Genomic DNA, 17,977 nt, shown 5'->3' on the forward strand with positions numbered 1-17,977 from the left:
GCGACCATTCTGGGACGTGATGAGCCAGCACCCCGAGGACCCGCGTCGCGAGCCAGGCGCGCCGTCGTCACCTGATCGGCTCGGCCCGCGACCGTTGCGGCGGCCTCCGGTGGATCCCTCCCAGGCCGCCGTGTTCGGCCGGCCCGGCGGGGTGGACGGCGCGTTCGCACGGGTCAGCCAGAACGGTCACCATGCGCAGTTGCGCTCCGCGCCGCCGCCGGCCGATGCCCTGGTTGAGGCGTTCAGCCGGCCACCTGAGCTGGGCGAGGTGTTGTTGCAGCGGCCGCCCTCGGACATGCCGGACGGGCCAGCCGGTGAGCGGGCGTTGTGGTCGCGGGACGGCGATCCGTGGCGTGACCCTGGTGCCGGCGCCATGATCGGGCCGCCCGCGGTCGGCCGGCCCGACCCCGAGGACGAGAAGCAGCCGCAAGCCAGGGGCACCGGCCAGTTGTTAAGCGTGCCCGAGCTGCTGTTCGGCCGGCGGGTCAAGTCGAGCGCGCTGGTCATCCTCGCCGTGGTGGTGTTGGCGATCGGCGCGGGCGGCGGTGCCGTCGGCTGGTGGCTCGCGAAGTCCGGGAACGGCCTGACCAGTGACGTGAACCTGGTGCAGGCGCAGTCGAACGTCGAGCGGCCGCCCGGCTCGGTCGCGGACGTGGCCAGGCGGGTGGCGCCCGGCGTGGTGTCCATCGAGTTCACCACGAGCAACGAAGCCGGCGTCGGGTCCGGCGCGGTGATCGACGGCAAGGGCTACATCGTCACCAACAACCACGTGGTGGAGGACGTCGCCGCGGACCCGGCGAGCAAGATGACCGCGGTGTTCCAGGACGGCAGCCGGGCGGAGGCCAAGATCGTCGGCCGGGACCCCAAGACCGACCTCGCGGTGATCAAAGTCCAGGCCGACAACCTCACGGTGTTGCAGTTCGGCGACTCGGACAAGGTCGCGGTCGGCGACTCGGTGATCGCGGTCGGCTCGCCGCTGGGGCTGTCCAACACGTTCACCTCCGGCATCGTCAGCGCACTGCACCGGCCCAGGCTGATGCCCGGCGCCAAGGGCGGCGACCCGCCCATCGCGTACGACGCGATCCAGACCGACGCGGCCATCAACCACGGCAACTCCGGTGGCCCGCTGGTGGACGGGACCGGCGCGATCATCGGCATCAACTCGTCGATCGTGGCGCCCGGCGCGGAGTCCGGCTCGATCGGCCTCGGGTTCGCGATCCAGTCCAACGACACCCGCAAGATCGTCACCGCCCTGATCAAGGACGGCCAGGTCAAGCACGCGGACATCGGCATCAACGCGGTCTCCGACGTCAGCGCCGGCAGCTCACAGGGGGCGCGGGTGGCGAACGTGGCGGACAACAGCGCGGCACAGAAGGCGGGCATCAAGGAAGGCGACATCATCACCAAGGTCGGCAACCGAGTCGTCCGGAACTCCGCCGAGCTGACGGTCGCGGTACGCCAGAACGACATCGGCGCGAACATTCCGGTGGTGCTTGTGCGTGACGGCAGGGAGATGCAAATCAGCGTGGTCCTACAGTCCGACTGAGTCGGTAAGCTCGACAAGGGGCAGACTCGCGCGGAGGGTGCAAGATGTTCGACAGCATTGGCTGGGGTGAGGTCCTCATCGTGCTGCTCGCCGGCCTGTTCATCCTCGGCCCGGAGCGCCTGCCGGGCGCGGCGGCCTGGCTCGGTCGCAGCATCCGCAAGGTCCGCGAGTTCGCCACCGGCGCCCGTGAGCAGCTCCGCAACGAGATGGGCCCGGAGTTCGACGAACTGCGCAAACCCCTGGAGAACCTGCGCGAACTGCGGAACTTCGACCCCAAGCGGATGGTCACCCAACACCTGTTCAACGACGAGCCGGCCAACGGCTCGAAGCCGAACGGCTACACCCCACCGCCGCCCATGCCGTCCGCCCAACCGCCGCTGGCCCCAGGCGAGAAGCCCCCGTTCGACCCCGACGCCACCTGACCGGGTGAACCTCGTGCGAACGGCCCACTCGCACGGACTCCTTGCCCGGTATGCCCTTTGCCAAGGCCCAGCACCGATAGACTGGGCTGGGGCCGTCCCCCCGGAGAGGGTGGGGGCTACCTACCTACCTGCCTGCTGGCGACACCGACAGCATGCGGCCGGACAGACCGCGGGCGCGGACCGTCAGGCGCTTGGCGACGTCCCTCAGCACCACTGAGGCCGGGGCTTCGGGCTCGCTCAGCACCAGCGGGGTGCCGTCGTCACCGCCTACGCGGAGTTTGGGGTCGAGCGGGACCTGGCCCAGCAGGGGCACGTCCGAGCCGATCGCGCGGGACAGGGAGGCCGCCACGGTCTCGCCGCCGCCGCTGCCGAAGATGTCCATTCGGGAGCCGTCGGGCATCTGCAGCCACGACATGTTCTCGATGACGCCCGCGATCCGCTGGCGCGTCTTCAGGGCGATCGCGCCCGCTCGCTCGGCCACTTCGGCGGCGGCCTGCTGAGGGGTGGTGACCACGAGGATCTCCGCGTTCGGGATCAGCTGGGCCACCGAGATCGCGATGTCACCGGTGCCGGGCGGCAGGTCGAGCAGGAGGATGTCCAGGTCGCCCCAGAACACCTCGGCCAGGAACTGCTGCAGCGCGCGGTGCAGCATCGGGCCGCGCCACACCACGGGGGTGTTGCCGGGGGTGAACATCCCGATGGAGATCAGTTTCACGCCGTGCGCCTGCGGCGGCATGATCATGGTCTCGACCCGGGTGGGCCGGCTGGTGGTGCCGAGCATGCGGGGCACCGAGTGGCCGTAGATGTCGGCGTCCACGACACCGACGGACAGGCCGCGTTCGGCCATGGCCACCGCGAGGTTGACCGTCACGCTGGATTTGCCGACGCCGCCCTTGCCGGAGGCGACGCAGTAGACCCGGGTCATCGAGCCGGGTTCGGCGAACGGGATCGTGGGTTCGTCGCCGCGCAACGACTGGCGCATCTTGGTGCGCTGCTCGTCGTTCATCACGTCCAGTTCGACCTGTACGTCAGTGACGCCGTCGACAGCGGACACGGCGACTGTCACGTCACGCGTGATCTTGTCGCGCAGGGGACAACCGGCCACAGTCAGGTAGATCGCCACGTCCACGGAGCCGTCCGGTCGGACCGTGACGTCCTTGACCATGCCTAGGTCGGTGATCGGTCGGTGGATCTCCGGGTCCTGGACGCCGGCCAGGGCGGTGCGGACCGCTTCGACAGTGGGGCTCACCTTCCTCATGCTACGGCGGGTAGAGCGCAACCCCACGTGCCGCCCATACGGAGGGCACTGTGCAGTCGCTTGCGCGCGTTCCGTAACATCGGAGTTTGTGCCGGAGTTAGGTGCAACCCGGTTGCCCAGCCGAAGCGAAATCGACGCGTGGCGTTCCTTCCTGCGCTCGCACGCCAAGGTCACGCGCTACCTGGAAGCCGAACTGCTCGCCGAACAACGGCTTTCCCTGGGTGCCTACGACGTCCTCGCCCAACTGGCCGAGGCTCCTGACCAGCGACTACGCATGGCTGAACTGGCCGAGGCGGTGTTGCTGTCCCGGTCCGGTGTCACCCGTTTGGTGGATCGGCTGGAACGTGCGGGCCTGGTGATCAGGGAACGGGTCGACGGCGACGGCCGCGGCGTGGTCGCCAGGCTGACCCCGGCGGGCGCGAACCGGCTCGGCATCGCGGCCAGAACCCACCTCGCCGGCATCGTGCGGCACTTCGTCGACCTGCTGGACGAGCAGGAACTGGCCACGATCGGCGCCCTCTGCGACCGCATCGCCGACGCCCAACGCTAACGCTGTTGGTCCTGCCAGGCGGGGTTGTCGCGGATGGTTTCGGCGGAGGTCTTCGAACGGCCGCGTTTCTTGCCGTTCAGGTCGTGCCGGAGACGGTCCAGTTCGCCGCGCAGGTAGTCGCGGGTGGCAACCTCGCCGACCGCGACCCGCAGCGCGGCCAGTTCCCGCGCCAGGTACTCGGTGTCCGCTTTGGTCTGTGCGGCCCGTTTGCGGTCCTCCGCCAAGGAGATCCGGTCCCGGTCGTCCTGTCGGTTCTGGGCGAGCAGGATCAGCGGCGCGGCGTACGCGGCCTGGGTGGAGAACGCCAGGTTCAGCAGGATGAACGGGTACGGGTCCCACTGCAGGGACACGGCCACCAGGTTCAGCGTGATCCACACGATCACCGTGAGGGTCTGCCAGAACAGGAACTTGCCCGTGCCGAGGAACCGGGCGAGTTGTTCGGAGAACCGGCCGAACGCCTCCGGGTCGATCTCGAACCGCAGCCGGCGGGGCCGGCGCGGCTGGTCGAGCCTGCGGCCCGGTTGAATCTCAGGCATCGGTGGTCGCCTCCCACAACCCGTTCTCGCGCCAGCCTTCCGGCAGCAGGTGATCCAGCACGTCGTCCACGGTGACCGCGCCGAGCAGGTGCTCGCCTTCGTCCACAACGGGCGCGCACACCAGGTTGTACGTGGCGAAGTGTCTGGTGACCTCGGACAGCGACGCGGTCGGCGACAGCTTCGGCAGTTCGGCGTCCAGGGCCCCGGCGACCAGGTCGAACGGCGGCTCCCGCAGCAGTCGCTGCAGGTGGACGCAGCCGAGGTAGCGACCCGTCGGGGTCGCGGTCGGCGGCCGGGTGACGAACACCATGCTCGCCAACGCCGGAGTCAGGTCCGGGTTACGCACCCGCGCCAGGGCTTCGGCGATCGTCGCGTCGTGCGTGAGCACCACCGGCTCCGGGGTCATCAGGCCGCCCGCGGTGTCCGACGAGTACTCAAGCAGCCGTTTGACCGGTTCGGACTCCTCCGGCTCCATCAGTTCGAGCAGCCGGTTCTTGTCCAGTTCGGACAGTTCGGCCAACAGGTCGGCCGCGTCGTCCGGGTTCATCGCCTCAAGGATGTCGGCCGCGCGCTCGTCGTCCAGGTGGCCCAGCAGGTCCTTCTGGTCGTCGTCCGGGAGCTCCTCGATCACGTCCGCGAGGCGTTCGTCGTCCAACGCGTCCGCGACCTCGTACCGCCGCTTGGTCGGCAGTTCGCGCAGCGCCACCGCCACGTCCGCGGCCCGCATGCCCTCGTAGACCGTGATGAGTTGTTGTGCGCCTTGGGGTTCCGTCGACAGGTCGACGCTGCCGGGACCGCGCGCGTCCTCCCACCGGATCACGCGCACGGGGCCGCGTCGCCCGAACCGGCCGACGCGTTCGCGTACCGCGACCCGGGAGAGGACCCAGTCGCGGGTTCGGGTCGGCTCCATCGCGACGTCCTCGACGACCGCGCGCGTCTCCGTCGCCTCGATCACCACCTGGGCGTCCAGCAGTTCGCTGATCACCCGGATCTCGTTGGGGCGCTGGTGAAAGTGCCGCAGGTTGACCGAGCCGGTCGACAACGTGACCGCGCCCGGCTCGATGGACGTGACCCGCAGCATCGGGACGAAGATCCGGCGCCGCGTGGCCAACTCCACCACCACCCCGAGTACCCGCGGCGGCAGCCGGTCCGCGCGCAGCCCGGCCACCACGTCCCGGAGTTTCCCGATGGACTCGCCGTCCGGCCCGAACACCGCCATGCCGACGAGCTGAGCCGCGAAAACCCTGTTCGTGCCCGCCACACTGATCAGGCTAGCGGGCCGCCCACCCGGCCGCCCTACCACTAGGCTCACCCGGGACATGTCTGAAAGGCCGCAGGACTACCCAGAACAGGCCGGTTCCTGGTTCGTCGCGATCGAGGAGAACTACGGCGACGCGTGGAAGGTCACCGGTGTGCAGCCGTTCGCCACCCGCGACGAGGCGATGTGGCACGCCGTGAACACGGCACGTGGCTACGTGCCCAAGTCCGGCTTGTTCAAGGAGAAGACCCGGTGGATCATGCAGGTCGGCCAGGACAGCTGGCTGGTCGTGATCGGCGGCAAGCACTGGAACACGCACTTCCGGATCTCGGTCGGCCGTCAGGTCTGGTGAGGAACCCCGGCCCGGCCGTGATCGTCTGACCGGCATGTCGAACAGACCACAGGACCCGGTGCCCGAGCGACCTCAGGATCCGGCGCCCACGCGCGACTGGTTCGTGCTGACCGAGGAGACGGTCGGCTCCGGTGACCAGAAGCGGTGGTCGTTGACCGAGATCCGGTCCTTCTTCAGTCACGGTGAGGCGTTGGCGTTCGCTGACGACACGGCGCGCACGTACCAGCCCCGGCACCCGTCCAGCCCGCGCAACCGTCGGGTTTTTCGCGTCGGCGAGGACATCTGGATCACGTACGTCGAAGGCGCGATGCAGACGTTCCACTTCCGGGTGTCCGTCGCCCGGTCTGCCGACGCTTGATCGGGTGATCAGCGCGTAGCATGGCGTTACGGGATCGGTGGTGCTGACATGCTCGTCGAACTTCTCACCGGGGTGATCGCCCTCGGCGCCGTCTGGCTCGGATCCAGCGCGCGCGTCATCAAGCAGTACGAACGTGGGCTGGTGTTCCGGTTCGGCCGGGTGCACAAGCAGCCGAGAGACCCCGGCCTCATGTTCATGATGCCGATCGCCGACCGCGTGCGGAAGGTGAACATGCAGATCGTGGCGATGCCGGTGCCCGCGCAGGACGGCATCACGCACGACAACGTCACGGTCAAGGTCGACGCGGTCGTCTACTTCAAGGTGATCGACCCGGTGGCGGCGATCGTCGGGGTGGAGGACTACCGGTACGCCATCGCGCAGGTCGCGCAGACGTCGCTGCGGTCCATCATCGGCAAGAGCGAACTGGACGACCTGCTGGCCAACCGGGAGCGGCTGAACGAGGGCCTCGAGCTGATGATCGACAGCCCCGCGCTGGAATGGGGCATCCACATCGACCGGGTCGAGATCAAGGATGTCGCCCTGCCGGAATCCATGAAACGCTCGATGTCCCGGCAGGCCGAGGCGGAACGGGAACGCCGGGCCCGAATCATCTCGGCGGACGGCGAGTTTCAGGCGTCGCAGAAACTGTCCGACGCAGCGGCGGTGATGGCGAACACGCCGGCGGCTTTACAGCTGCGGCTTCTGGAAACCGTTGTCGAAGTCGCGGCCGAGAAGAATTCCACCCTGGTGTTGCCATTCCCGGTCGAGTTGCTGCGGTTCCTCGATCGCGCGACGAACGTCACAGAACAATTACCGAAGAAATCCGAGTAATCACCGTCCGTACGTGGTTGCTATGAGCCCGGCCACAAACAGCGTGATCAATTTGCTTGAGCCGGGGGTCGGCGGGCAACGCTGGGCCGCATGAGCAGACGCATTCGGATATTCCGTCGCCGCGAACAGGACGACCTCCTGGAACGGTCGCTGCGCACCTGCCCGAGCTGTCGACAGGACGTGCACGTGTTCGCCGCCGGCTGCCGGCACTGCGGGCAGGAACTGGAGCTGCTGGCCGGCTGAGAGCCGCTTCACATGTCGGCCAAGGCCGCAGGCGCGATACTGACCGGTACCTGACGCCGACGCCTACCGGGAGCGCACCATGGCTCGCCTCGCCCAGACCGCCGGGCTGACCGACATCCAGCGCGAGATCCTCGCGACGGTCCGCGGCTTCGTGGACAAGGAGGTCATCCCGCACGCGCAGGAACTCGAACACGGCGACACCTACCCCGAGGACATCGTCGCCGGCATGAAGGAGATGGGCCTGTTCGGCCTGACGATCCCGGAGGAGTACGGCGGCCTCGGCGAGTCACTGCTGACGTACGCGCTCGTGGTCGAGGAGATCGCCCGCGGCTGGATGAGCGTGTCGGGTGTGATCAATACCCATTTCATCGTGGCGCACATGATCAAACAGCACGGAACGCCCGAGCAGAAGGAGTATTTCCTGCCCCGAATGGCCACCGGTGAGGTGCGGGGCGCGTTCTCCATGTCCGAACCGGACCTCGGCTCGGACGTGGCGGCGATCAAGACCCGGGCCAAGCGGGACGGCGACGACTACGTGATCGACGGCCAGAAGATGTGGCTGACGAACGGCGGCACGTCGACGTTGGTCGCGGTGCTGGCGAAAACCGACGAGGGCGCCGCCAAACCGCACCAGAACCTGACCGCGTTCCTGGTGGAAAAGCCGGCCGGGTTCGGCGAGGTGGTGCCCGGCCTGACCATCCCCGGCAAGATCGACAAAATGGGATACAAAGGCGTGGACACCACCGAGGCGGTGTTCTCCGGCTTCCGTGTCCCGGCGTCGCGCGTGCTGGCCGAGGCCCCTGGCAAGGGGTTCGCGCAGATGATGGACGGGGTCGAGGTCGGCCGCGTGAACGTCGCCGCGCGGGCCTGCGGCATCGCGATCCGCGCGTTCGAGCTGGCCGTGGAGTACGCCCAGCAGCGGCGGACCTTCGGCAAACCGATCGCCGAGCACCAGGCGATCGCGTTCAAGCTCGCCGAGATGGCCACCAAGGTCGAGGCGGCCCACCTGATGATGGTGAACGCGGCCCGGCTGAAGGACTCCGGCCAGCGCAACGACGTCGAGGCCGGGATGGCGAAGCTGATCGCCTCCGAGTACTGCGCGGAGGTCACCCAGGAGTCGTTCCGGATCCACGGCGGCTACGGCTACTCCAAGGAGTACGAGATCGAACGCCTGATGCGGGAAGCCCCCTTCCTGCTGATCGGCGAAGGCACCAGCGAGATCCAGAAGACCATCATCAGCCGAGGCCTACTCCGCGAGTACAAGTCCCGCGGCTGACCCGAGGCGCACGTACAGGCAAGGCTGGGCCGGGTCGGCCCCGCTGCGCGCCCGGTCGCCAGCCAACCGGGTGAACCCCGCGCGAACGGTCCCTTCGCGCGGCATTCACCCAGCTCAAACCCCCGTTGATCACACCCCGCCGATACGCTTGGCCCATCGGGGTGCCCCCGGAGAGGGTGGGGGCATGGTCGCGTGTGGCGCCGCGAGGAATCCGACATCTCTTTTTGGTGTGCCTGGTTAGCGTGTTCTGTTCCCAGTTGGCAGGATGGGGTTCGTTCCTGTCTGTGGGGAGAGGTGAGCAGTCGTGGCCGGAGGATTTTCCGGGCAGGGGCGGTCCAATCCAGGGCCGCCGCGGTTGCCGACGCCGCCGACGGGCTGGCCGATCGGGTCGTACGACACGTACGCGGGAGCGCAGCGGGCCGTTGAGCATCTGGCCGACGAGAACTTCCCGGTGACCGAGGTCACTATCGTCGGGGTGGACCTGATGCTGGTCGAACGGATCGTCGGGCGGCTCACGTGGGGGAAGGTGCTCGGCACGGGCGCGTTGTCCGGCGCGTGGTTCGGCCTGTTCGTCGGGTTCCTGCTGGCCTGGTTCAACACCCAGTCGTTGTCGCCGCTGCCGATCCTCGCCGGGGTCGGCGTCGGGGTGGCGTTCGGGTTGACGTTCGCGGCGGTCAGCTACGCGTCCACGCGCGGCCGCCGGGACTTCGCCAGCGCGAGCCAGCTGGTCGCCGGCCGGTATGACGTGCTGTGCCAGCCGCGGAGCGCCGAGCGCGGCCGCGACCTGTTGGCGAAGCTGTCCATGCGCCCATCGGGTGGTACTCGGTAATTCCTTAACTGAATCGTGTCTGCCTCAGCGGCCGAAGCGCTTGCGAGGGGTGATCAAGCCGCCTAGGTTCAGTGAGCCTGAACGCGTTACAAGTGACGTAGCGCACATTTGCGTTCCAGGGGCACAGCGAGGTGCCGGGTCAGTCCCGGTGGCTCGCCAGAACGAGGAGGCAGGGTTCAGATGCGAAGCGCCGGCAAACGCAGGCGCCTTGTCGCGATGCTGGGGTCGGCTTTGCTTGCCGCGCCGGCATTGGTCGCGTGTGGTTCCGCGTCGGGAACGACGATCAACGTCTACTACTCACCCGAGCAGAACTTCGACAAGGTGGTCGCGAACTGCAACGCCAAGGCCAACGGCAGATACACGATCGTCTACAACAAGCTGCCGCGGGAAGCGGACGGGCAACGCGAGCAGATGGTCCGCAGACTCGCGGCGAACGACTCCGAAATGGACGTTCTCGGCCTTGACGTCGTGTGGGTCGCGGAGTTCGCCGAGGCCGGCTGGATCCTGCCGTGGACCGGGCAGAATAAGGCCGACGCCGAACAGGACGTGTTCCCCGGCCCGCTGAAGACCGCGACCTGGAACGGCCAGCTGTACGCGGCGACCAAGAACACCAACGTGCAGCTGCTCTGGTACGACGACCGGCTGGTGACCACGCCGCCGACCACGTTCGACGACATGATCGCGCAGGCGCAGCAGCTCAAGGCGCAGGGCAAGCCGCACCAGGTGCTGATGACCGGCGCCAAGTACGAAGGCCTTGTGGTGCAGTACAACACCATCGTCAACTCGGCCGGCGGGCACATCCTGTCCGACGACGGCAAGCAGGTGGTGATGGACGCCGGCGCGGTCAAAGGCCTTGAGGTGCTGAAGAAGTTCGCTACCTCGGGGGTGACCAACCCGGCGTTGACCACGTCCCAGGAGCAGACGATCCAGAACGGCTTCGAGGCGTCCAACAGCCAGGCGGCGTTCCTGCTCAACTGGCCGTACGCGTACAGCTCGATCCAGAAGGCCAACCCGGACCGGGCGGCGCATTTCAAGTGGACCCGGTATCCAGGTGTGGAGCAGGGAACTCCCGGCAAGGTGACGGTCGGCGGCTTCAACCTCGCGGTGAGCGCATACTCCAAGCACCCGGCCGAGTCCTTCGAGGCGACGCTGTGCCTGCGGAGTGCGGCGAACCAGAAGTACCAGGCCATCACCGAGGGCCTGCCGCCGACGATCACCTCGGTCTACCAGGACAGCACCCCGGTCAACTCGGCGCAGCCCAGGGACGCGAAGAACAACCCGAGCATGGACGACGCCTACCCGATGAAGGACACGATCCTGGAGGAGTTGAACGACGCGCAGGCCCGTCCGCTGACGCCGGCCTACCAGAACGCGTCCACAGTGATCTCCAACATCCTCTCGCCGCCGTCGGCCATCGATCCGCCCACGACGGCCGACCGGTTGCGCCGTGAACTCACGGACGCCTTGAACTCCAAGGGGGTTCTGCCGTGAGCCACGCCGTATCCGAAGTGGACGCCAAGGCGCCCGAGACGAAACCCGGCAAGCACAGGGAAGTGCTGTCCGAGGGCAAACGGGCGGAACGCAAGCTCGGCTTGTTGCTGTGCGCGCCCGCCGCGATCGTGATGATCGCGGTCACCGGCTGGCCGATCATCTACTCGATCTGGCTCTCCCTGCAGCGCTATGACCTGCGGTTCCCCAGCCAGACCGAGTTCGTCGGGCTGGAGAACTATGCCACCGTGCTGGGCAACGGGTACTGGTGGGACGCGTTCGGGCTGACCGCGCTGATCACCGTCGTGTCCGTGGTCATCGAACTCGTGCTGGGCATGGTGCTCGCGCTGATCATGCACCGGACGATCGTCGGCCGTGGGCTCGTCCGCACGGTTTCCCTTATCCCGTACGGAATCGTCACTGTGGTGGCCGCGTTCTCGTGGAAGTACGCGTGGCAGGACACCACCGGCTATCTCGGCCAACTGCTGTCGCCAGGGTCGGACCTGCTGAGTGAGAAGGTCCCGTCGTTCCTGATCGTCGTGCTGGCCGAGGTGTGGAAGACCACGCCGTTCATGGCCCTGCTGCTGATGGCCGGGCTCGCACTGGTCCCGGACGACCTGCTCAAAGCCGCCGCGATGGACGGCGCCGGGGCGTGGCAGCGGTTCACCAAGGTGATCGTGCCGGTGATGAAACCGGCCATCCTGGTGGCGCTGCTGTTCCGGACCCTGGACGCGTTCCGCATCTTCGACAATCTCTTCGTGCTCACCGCCGGCACGTCGTCGGTGTCCATCCAGACGTACAACAACCTGATCAGGGGCCTGAACCTCGGTATCGGGTCGACCATGTCGGTGTTGATCTTCATCACGGTCGCGATCATCGCGTTCGTGTTCATCAAGGTGTTCGGGACAGCGGCTCCCGGCTCGGATCCGGGAGGCAAGCGCTGATGGCGATGGTCGCTGTCCGAACGCCGGGCCGGGTGACCCGGTGGACGATCCTGAACGTCATCGTGGTGATCTACGCGTTGACGCCGGTGTTGTGGATCCTGTCACTGTCGTTCAAGACCAAGGACACCCTGACCGACGGGTCGTTCATCCCGAAGTCGTGGACGCTGCAGAACTACGCCGACATCTTCCAGACCACGGACTTCCTGAAGGCGTTGGTGAACTCGATCGGCATCGCGCTGATCGCGACCGTGATCGCGGTCGTGCTCGGCACCATGGCCGCGTACGCCATCGCCCGGCTGGACTTCCCGGGCAAGCGGGTGCTGGTCGGGATGTCGCTGCTGATCGCGATGTTCCCGCAGGTGTCACTGGTGTCGCCGCTGTTCAACATGGAGCGGACGCTCGGCCTGTTCGACTCGTGGCCCGGCCTGATCCTGCCGTACATCACGTTCGCGCTGCCGCTGTCGATCTACACGCTGTCCGCGTTCTTCCGGGAGATCCCGTGGGAGCTGGAGAAGGCGGCCAAGATGGACGGTGCCACGCCGGCGCAGGCGTTCCGCAAGGTGATCGCGCCACTGGCCGCGCCCGGCGTGTTCACCACCGCGATCCTGGTGTTCATCTTCTGCTGGAACGACTTCCTGTTCGCGATCTCGTTGACGTCGACGAACGCGTCCAGGACCGTGCCGGCGGCTCTGCAGTTCTTCACCGGGGCGTCGTACTTCGACGACCCGACCGGGACGATCTCGGCGGCGGCGGTCGTGATCACCATCCCGATCATCCTGTTCGTGTTGTTCTTCCAGCGCCGCATCGTCGCGGGGCTCACCTCCGGCGCCGTGAAGGGATGACCCATGGCTGAAATCGTTCTCGACAAGGTGACCAAGCGGTATCCGGACGGCGCCCTCGCGGTGTCCGAAGTGGACATCCAGATCTCGGACGGCGAGTTCATCATCCTGGTCGGCCCGTCCGGCTGCGGGAAGTCGACGACGTTGAACATGATCGCGGGCCTGGAGGACATCTCCTCGGGCGAGCTGCGTATCGACGGCCAGCGGGTGAACGAGCGGGCGCCGAAGGACCGCGACATCGCCATGGTGTTCCAGTCGTACGCGCTCTACCCGCACATGAGCGTGCGCGAGAACATGGCGTTCCCGCTGCGATTGGCCAAAGTGGACGACGCCACGGTCAGGCAGAAGGTCGAGGCGGCCGCGGCCACCCTGGACCTGACCCAGCACCTGGACCGCAAGCCGGGCAACCTGTCCGGCGGGCAGCGCCAGCGGGTCGCGATGGGCCGGGCGATCGTCCGCAACCCCAAGGCGTTCCTGATGGACGAACCACTGTCCAACCTGGACGCCAAGCTGCGCGTGCAGATGCGGACCTCGTTGTCCAAGCTGCAGAAACAACTGGGCACCACCACGGTGTACGTGACGCACGACCAGACCGAGGCGATGACCCTGGGCGACCGGGTCGTGGTGCTGCGTGGCGGTCTCGTACAGCAGATCGGCTCGCCGCAGTTCCTGTACGAGAACCCGGCGAACCTGTTCGTCGCCGGGTTCATCGGCTCACCGTCGATGAACTTCCTGCCGGCGACGCTGTCCGAGGGCCGGTTGAACTCGCCGCTCGGCCACTTCGCGCTGTCCGACCGGGTGCGGCGGCTGGTCGAGGCGGCGAACGCGCCCCGTGAGGTGATCCTGGGCATCCGCCCCGAACACTTCGAGGACGCCCGGCTGGTCGACGGCAAGGCCGGCGGGACGTTCACCGCGCACGTGGACGTGCTGGAGTCCATGGGCTCGGACAAGTTCGCCTACTTCACGGTCGAAGGCGACCAGGCCACCTCACAGGAGTTGGAGGAACTGGCCGCGGACTCCGGGTCGGCGGACGTGCCCGCTTCCGGCTCCCAGGTGGTGACCAGGCTGTCGGCGGCGTCGGCGGCGGCCGAGGGGGAGTCCCTGGACGTGTGGTTCGACGCGGACAACGTGCAGCTCTTCGACCCGGCCAACGGCAAGAACCTGACCTACTCGGAGTAAATCCGCCCGAGTGATGTCATGCATGCATGCAAAATTGCTAGCATGCATGCATGGCACAGGTGAGCTGGCGAGCGGACGACGACCTGGTCGAGCGGGTGCGCAGAGCCGCGACGAGCCAGGGCAAGAGCTTGAACGAGTTCATCACTCGGGTGTTGGAGGCGGCGGTCAACCCCGAGCTGGCGAGCGACGAGCTGACCCGGATCCGTGAGCGGCTGGCCCGGGTCGACCTGGTGGTCCTGCCCACCGAAACCAGAGTGCGGCCACCCAGGGAGGCATTCGAGCGGGCCCGCGAGGCGGCGGGCAAGGGCACCCCGCTGTCCGACCTGGTGTCCAAGGACAGGGAGCGGGGGTGAGTGTGTTCGCGGACTCGTCCGCCCTGGTGAAGCTCTACGCGAACGAACCAGGGGCGGAGGTCGTTCGAGCCCGCGGCGTCATGGTCATCTCGCAGTTGTCCCGGGTCGAGGTGCCTTCGGCGATCTGGAAGAAGCATCGGCGAGGACAGCTGTCACAGCAGGAAGCCGCCACGCTCGTTGGCTGGTTCGAGGCGGACTACCACGGAACCACCGGCGAGGAGCCCCGGTTCGTCGTCGTACCGGCATCGACGGCGGTACTTGAGGCGGCCACCCGGATTGTTCGGATCCACGGGCTGCGGGGCTATGACGCCGTCCAGTTGGCGTCAGCGGTGCTGGTGGCGGAGGCGGATCCGGAAAGTCGTGAGTTCGCGGTCTTCGACAAACAGTTGCGATCGGCCGCACTGGCGGAAGGATTAGCGTTGGTACCTGATTGACAACTCAATAGGTGCCCGAGCATCGCCCCACATAGGTGCCTGGCTGGCGATTCGCGGGGAGCCTGGCGGCGACCACGTTGGTGCCTGGTTGACTACCACGTTGGCGCTTGGCCGACGATTCGCGTGGGTGTCTGACCCACAACCACGTTGGTGTGGTTGGCGATTCGCCGGGTGCCTGACTGACGACTCGTGTGGATGCCTGGCCGGTGACTTGGGTGGGTGTCAGGTGGACCATGCGCGTGGGTGCTTAGCTGGCCTGTTCGCGTGGGTGTCTGGTTGACAAAACCACGTTGGTGCCTGGCTGGCGACTCGCCTGGGTGCCTGGCCGCCGACCCGTGTGGGTGCCTGGTCGGTGACCTGTGTGGGTGTTAGGTGGGTCGTTCACGTCGGTGCTTGGCTGGCTGCTCGTGTTGGCTCCCGGTTGACCGGTTCGTGTTTGGCGCGTGGCTGGCCGCTCGCGTGGGTGCCTGACTGGCGACCCGTGTGAGTGCCTGGTCGGTGACTCGTGTGGGTGTCAGGTGGACCATGGCCGTCGGTGCTCGGCTGCTGCTTGCGTGGGTGCTTGGCTGGCTGCCCGCGTTTGGCACCCGCTGACTGGTTCGCGTTTGGCTCCCGGCTGGTTCGTTCGCGTTGACTCCTGGCTGCCTGCTGGCGTCGATACCGGGCTGATCGTTCGGGTTGGTGCCTGGTTGACCAGCGGAAACTGTGTGTAGATCACTCGTTCGGCCCCCGAAATGGTCACGCTTTGGGTGAGATCATGTACTCGGGGTGATCGAGATGGCCGAGAATGTCACTGTGGGTTGGCAGGTGCCGGCTGATGTCACTGACTGGCAGCTCACTGTGGAGTCACGGGCGCGGCGGGTTCGGGCGGATTTGGCGGCGTTGCCACCTGTTCCGGCCGCGGAGGTGGCGCGGAAGGCCGCTGAGGTATCGCTGGAGATTGTGGACAGCGAGCTCAAGAACGCGACTGGGCGGTGGTGGCGGTCGGGGGCGTCGTGGTGGTCGGGGTGGCACATCGAGCGGGCGTGGCGGGCCCTGCACGAAGCCGAGATCTACCTGGCTGCGGCCGATCCTGATCTGATGGCCAGGCTGCCGGGGCTGCGTGCGCGGGTGGCGTTGTATCTGAACGAGGCCGATCCGCGCCGCCAAGCCATGGACGCGCCGGACCCGGACCAGGCGGTCGTGGTGGACGCGATGCGCGCTGCCTTTGACGCCTCGGACGACGCGCACGCGGCCGCGCGGGCGCTGCGCAACAAGTTGGTTGTGATCAGCATGGCGCTGTTCATCCTGAACACCGCGCTGGGCTTGGTCGGGATCTTCAAACCCGGCCTGGTCCCGATGTGCATGCCGCCGAGCCGGACCGCGCAGACCGGGGTGCTGTGCCCCACCGGCGGTACGTCGGCCAGTGGCTGGGACGTGTGGATGGTGCAGCTGTTCGGGGCGTTGGGGGCGACCATATCGGTGGTGCTCCTGTTGATCCGGCGGCGACCGGACCTGTCGCCGTACGTCCTGGTGGGATACCAGGCGCTGGTGAAGATCCTGCTGGGCTCGGCGCTCGGCGTGGTGGGCATGCTCGCGTTGGGTGCCGGTCTGGTGAGCGGCATCGTTTACGTGGGGTCGCAGGCCGCGTTGCTGTTGTGGGGTGTGATCTTCGGGTACGCCCAGCAAGTCGGCACGCGGCTCCTGGACAACTACGCGGACAGGTTGATGGACCAGGTGAGACCGTTGCCGGACCGCGTCACCACAACGGGAACGCGGCGCTAGCGAACTTCAGTGTGCCCGCAAGGTGGCGATGACTTCGTCGTCCCAGCGGTGTGTCCGCATCAGACGGTAACGCTGTTCGCTCACCGACAGGTACGCCTCAGCTTCGGTTCGGGCACCGACCAGGCCCGCCTGTTGCAGCATCTCCACCACGGGCGAGAACTCTTCGACGTACCAGCGGGCCGCCACCGCCGGCCGGTCGAGGAACCTGCACTCGTCCTGCATCAGCCGAAATCCCCACGCCTCAACGGTTTCGCTCAGCACGGTGTACCGCCAGGGGTCGCCGACCACGACCGCCGCGCGGGCCGGGCCGGAGAGTGGGACGCGTTCCAGGAACAGTCGCCGGTCCGCTTTCATGATCAGGTCGCCGCGGAACCGGATGCCTTCGGCGGAGATCTTTGTCCGCACCTCTGTGACGTACGCCTCGATGGTGTCGTGGCCCAACGCGACCGCGACCGACACGCGGTGGTGGCCGTCGGAGACGAAATGCAGGTCGCCCACCCGGTAGACCTCGATCGGCGGGATCGGCTCGCCGCGGCGTTGGGCCAGGGCGAGGCGCTGCCAGCGTTCGCGCATCCGGCCCGAGGTGGGGCGGAACCGGCGGTCGAAGTCCCGGGTTCGGTCGACGCTGCCCACGATCGAGTCGAGGCGGATCACCCGGAGGCCGACGCGGTGCTCGCCGACCCGGCCGAGGGCGTCGACCACTTCCTCGAACGGCAGCATGATGTTGACGTCGTCGGGTTCCCGGCGCAGCCACGCGGCCAGCCGGGACAGCACTTGGCGGCGGCGGGCGCGCAGGAAGTCGTTCTCCGCGTCCGCCGTGGGGAAGCCCGTGTCAAACTGCACCGCCACCTCCCGGCGTGATGTCCAGGACCTTGTAGCCGACCGTGTTGATCACCTGGGTTCCGTTCAGCCGCCGGTCGGGCACGTGCTCCCCGTGCGGGTGGATGTGCCCGTGCAGCAGGATGGCCGGCTGGATCCGGCGTACCGCGTCGTGCAGGCAGGCGAAACCCTGGTGCGGCGGGTCGGGACGGTCACCCACACCAAGCGGCGGCGCATGGGTCAGCAGCACGTCGACCCCCCGTCCATCTCGACGGTACCGGCGTTGAGCAGCGCGGGCGAGTGATTTCACCCGCCGCGCCTGCTGCCGCTCGGTCCACTGGTTGGGGCCCTCGTTGTACCGGATCGAGCCGCCGAGTCCGGCGATCCGCAGCCCGGCGACGTCCACGATCCGGCCGTCGGTGTCCACCCAGCCCTGCGGTCCCGGCCAGCGCGCGGGGAATCCACTGCGGACCCACATGCCGCGCACCCGCGCGTACCCGCTGAGGTCGGCGTCGTGGTTGCCGGGCACAAGCACACAAGGCCGCTCAAGGGCGGAAGCGAGGTACTCCAGATAGTCGAACGGCAGGTCGCCGGCGGCGAGTACCAAATCGACCGAATGGTGGCGAACCTGGTCGGTCCACAGCGACTCGATCACCTCGTCGGATACGGTCAGCACCTTCGGCACTGGCCGAGCGTAC

21 protein-coding genes are annotated in these 17,977 nt (G+C 67.6%); 16 read left to right on the plus strand and 5 right to left on the minus strand.

What is annotated here, in order from left to right; translation table 11 throughout:
- Positions 1 to 19 precede the first annotated feature (19 nt).
- The gene (locus EV192_RS25335) at positions 20 to 1,546 is read left to right on the plus strand and encodes a S1C family serine protease (RefSeq protein ID WP_132119466.1); all 1,527 of its coding nucleotides are present in this window, start codon (positions 20 to 22) and stop codon (positions 1,544 to 1,546) included.
- Between the two features lie 44 nt (positions 1,547 to 1,590).
- Positions 1,591 to 1,968: a Sec-independent protein translocase protein TatB gene (gene tatB, locus EV192_RS25340; protein ID WP_132119468.1), complete on the plus strand. Its 378-nt coding sequence runs from the start codon at positions 1,591 to 1,593 to the stop codon at positions 1,966 to 1,968.
- Between the two features lie 124 nt (positions 1,969 to 2,092).
- On the opposite strand, the gene EV192_RS25345 is transcribed toward tatB, so the two are convergent.
- Positions 2,093 to 3,226 (minus strand): Mrp/NBP35 family ATP-binding protein, encoded by a 1,134-nt coding sequence (locus EV192_RS25345; RefSeq protein WP_132119470.1) that lies wholly within the window; start codon positions 3,224 to 3,226, stop codon positions 2,093 to 2,095.
- Between the two features lie 112 nt (positions 3,227 to 3,338).
- Here EV192_RS25345 and EV192_RS25350 point away from each other — a divergent pair, with 112 nt between their 5' ends.
- Entirely contained in the window at positions 3,339 to 3,776 is a 438-nt protein-coding gene (locus EV192_RS25350) for a MarR family winged helix-turn-helix transcriptional regulator (RefSeq protein WP_243727058.1), read from the plus strand.
- Here the strand turns inward: EV192_RS25350 and EV192_RS25355 are convergent.
- Positions 3,773 to 4,312 carry a DUF1003 domain-containing protein gene (locus EV192_RS25355; protein ID WP_132119474.1) on the minus strand — a complete coding sequence of 180 codons (540 nt, stop codon included), beginning with the start codon at positions 4,310 to 4,312 and terminating at the stop codon, positions 3,773 to 3,775. The genes EV192_RS25350 and EV192_RS25355 overlap by 4 nt on opposite strands.
- Positions 4,305 to 5,573 (minus strand): magnesium transporter MgtE N-terminal domain-containing protein, encoded by a 1,269-nt coding sequence (locus EV192_RS25360; protein ID WP_132119476.1) that lies wholly within the window; start codon positions 5,571 to 5,573, stop codon positions 4,305 to 4,307. The genes EV192_RS25355 and EV192_RS25360 overlap by 8 nt, the downstream gene beginning before the upstream one ends.
- Before the next feature lie 58 nt (positions 5,574 to 5,631).
- On the opposite strand from EV192_RS25360, the gene EV192_RS25365 reads away from it, so the two are divergent.
- The 13 genes from EV192_RS25365 to EV192_RS25420 all read left to right on the plus strand — a co-directional run bounded on the left by EV192_RS25365 (position 5,632) and on the right by EV192_RS25420 (position 16,460).
- Positions 5,632 to 5,922 carry a hypothetical protein gene (locus EV192_RS25365; RefSeq protein WP_132119478.1) on the plus strand — a complete coding sequence of 97 codons (291 nt, stop codon included), beginning with the start codon at positions 5,632 to 5,634 and terminating at the stop codon, positions 5,920 to 5,922.
- Between the two features lie 34 nt (positions 5,923 to 5,956).
- Complete coding sequence (locus EV192_RS25370; RefSeq protein ID WP_132119480.1) at positions 5,957 to 6,280, plus strand: hypothetical protein; 324 nt, start codon at positions 5,957 to 5,959, stop codon at positions 6,278 to 6,280.
- A 48-nt stretch (positions 6,281 to 6,328) separates the two neighbouring features.
- A complete protein-coding gene (locus tag EV192_RS25375; protein WP_132119482.1) occupies positions 6,329 to 7,111 on the plus strand; it encodes a slipin family protein in 783 nt (260 codons plus the stop codon).
- A gap of 90 nt (positions 7,112 to 7,201) precedes the next feature.
- On the plus strand, positions 7,202 to 7,354 hold the full coding sequence (locus EV192_RS54020) for a hypothetical protein (protein WP_165960590.1): 153 nt from the start codon (positions 7,202 to 7,204) through the stop codon (positions 7,352 to 7,354).
- A gap of 79 nt (positions 7,355 to 7,433) precedes the next feature.
- Entirely contained in the window at positions 7,434 to 8,630 is a 1,197-nt protein-coding gene (locus EV192_RS25380) for an acyl-CoA dehydrogenase family protein (protein WP_132119484.1), read from the plus strand.
- A 304-nt stretch (positions 8,631 to 8,934) separates the two neighbouring features.
- Positions 8,935 to 9,459, plus strand: a complete 525-nt coding sequence (locus tag EV192_RS25385) for a YflT domain-containing protein (RefSeq protein WP_132119486.1) — start codon at positions 8,935 to 8,937, stop codon at positions 9,457 to 9,459.
- Positions 9,460 to 9,639: 180 nt separating this feature from the next.
- A complete protein-coding gene (locus tag EV192_RS25390; protein ID WP_207926223.1) occupies positions 9,640 to 10,950 on the plus strand; it encodes an ABC transporter substrate-binding protein in 1,311 nt (436 codons plus the stop codon).
- 17 nt (positions 10,951 to 10,967) lie between these two features.
- Complete coding sequence (locus tag EV192_RS25395) at positions 10,968 to 11,891, plus strand: carbohydrate ABC transporter permease (RefSeq protein ID WP_243727080.1); 924 nt, start codon at positions 10,968 to 10,970, stop codon at positions 11,889 to 11,891.
- Positions 11,891 to 12,733, plus strand: a complete 843-nt coding sequence (locus tag EV192_RS25400; protein WP_207926224.1) for a carbohydrate ABC transporter permease — start codon at positions 11,891 to 11,893, stop codon at positions 12,731 to 12,733. Before EV192_RS25395 ends, EV192_RS25400 begins: the two co-directional genes overlap by 1 nt.
- Before the next feature lie 3 nt (positions 12,734 to 12,736).
- Positions 12,737 to 13,909 (plus strand): ABC transporter ATP-binding protein, encoded by a 1,173-nt coding sequence (locus EV192_RS25405; protein WP_132119488.1) that lies wholly within the window; start codon positions 12,737 to 12,739, stop codon positions 13,907 to 13,909.
- 50 nt (positions 13,910 to 13,959) lie between these two features.
- Positions 13,960 to 14,262 carry a toxin-antitoxin system HicB family antitoxin gene (locus EV192_RS25410; protein WP_132119489.1) on the plus strand — a complete coding sequence of 101 codons (303 nt, stop codon included), beginning with the start codon at positions 13,960 to 13,962 and terminating at the stop codon, positions 14,260 to 14,262.
- Positions 14,259 to 14,696, plus strand: a complete 438-nt coding sequence (locus EV192_RS25415) for a type II toxin-antitoxin system VapC family toxin (RefSeq protein ID WP_132119490.1) — start codon at positions 14,259 to 14,261, stop codon at positions 14,694 to 14,696. The genes EV192_RS25410 and EV192_RS25415 overlap by 4 nt, the downstream gene beginning before the upstream one ends.
- A gap of 777 nt (positions 14,697 to 15,473) precedes the next feature.
- Entirely contained in the window at positions 15,474 to 16,460 is a 987-nt protein-coding gene (locus EV192_RS25420; protein WP_132119492.1) for a hypothetical protein, read from the plus strand.
- Between the two features lie 6 nt (positions 16,461 to 16,466).
- On the opposite strand, the gene EV192_RS25425 is transcribed toward EV192_RS25420, so the two are convergent.
- A complete protein-coding gene (locus EV192_RS25425) occupies positions 16,467 to 17,303 on the minus strand; it encodes a chromosome partitioning protein ParB (RefSeq protein ID WP_132119494.1) in 837 nt (278 codons plus the stop codon).
- Positions 17,293 to 17,964 (minus strand): metallophosphoesterase family protein, encoded by a 672-nt coding sequence (locus EV192_RS25430; protein WP_132119496.1) that lies wholly within the window; start codon positions 17,962 to 17,964, stop codon positions 17,293 to 17,295. The genes EV192_RS25425 and EV192_RS25430 overlap by 11 nt, the downstream gene beginning before the upstream one ends.
- Positions 17,965 to 17,977: the final 13 nt, after the last annotated feature.

It is taken from the genome of Actinocrispum wychmicini (genome assembly GCF_004345645.1).
Classification (GTDB): domain Bacteria; phylum Actinomycetota; class Actinomycetes; order Mycobacteriales; family Pseudonocardiaceae; genus Kibdelosporangium; species Kibdelosporangium wychmicini.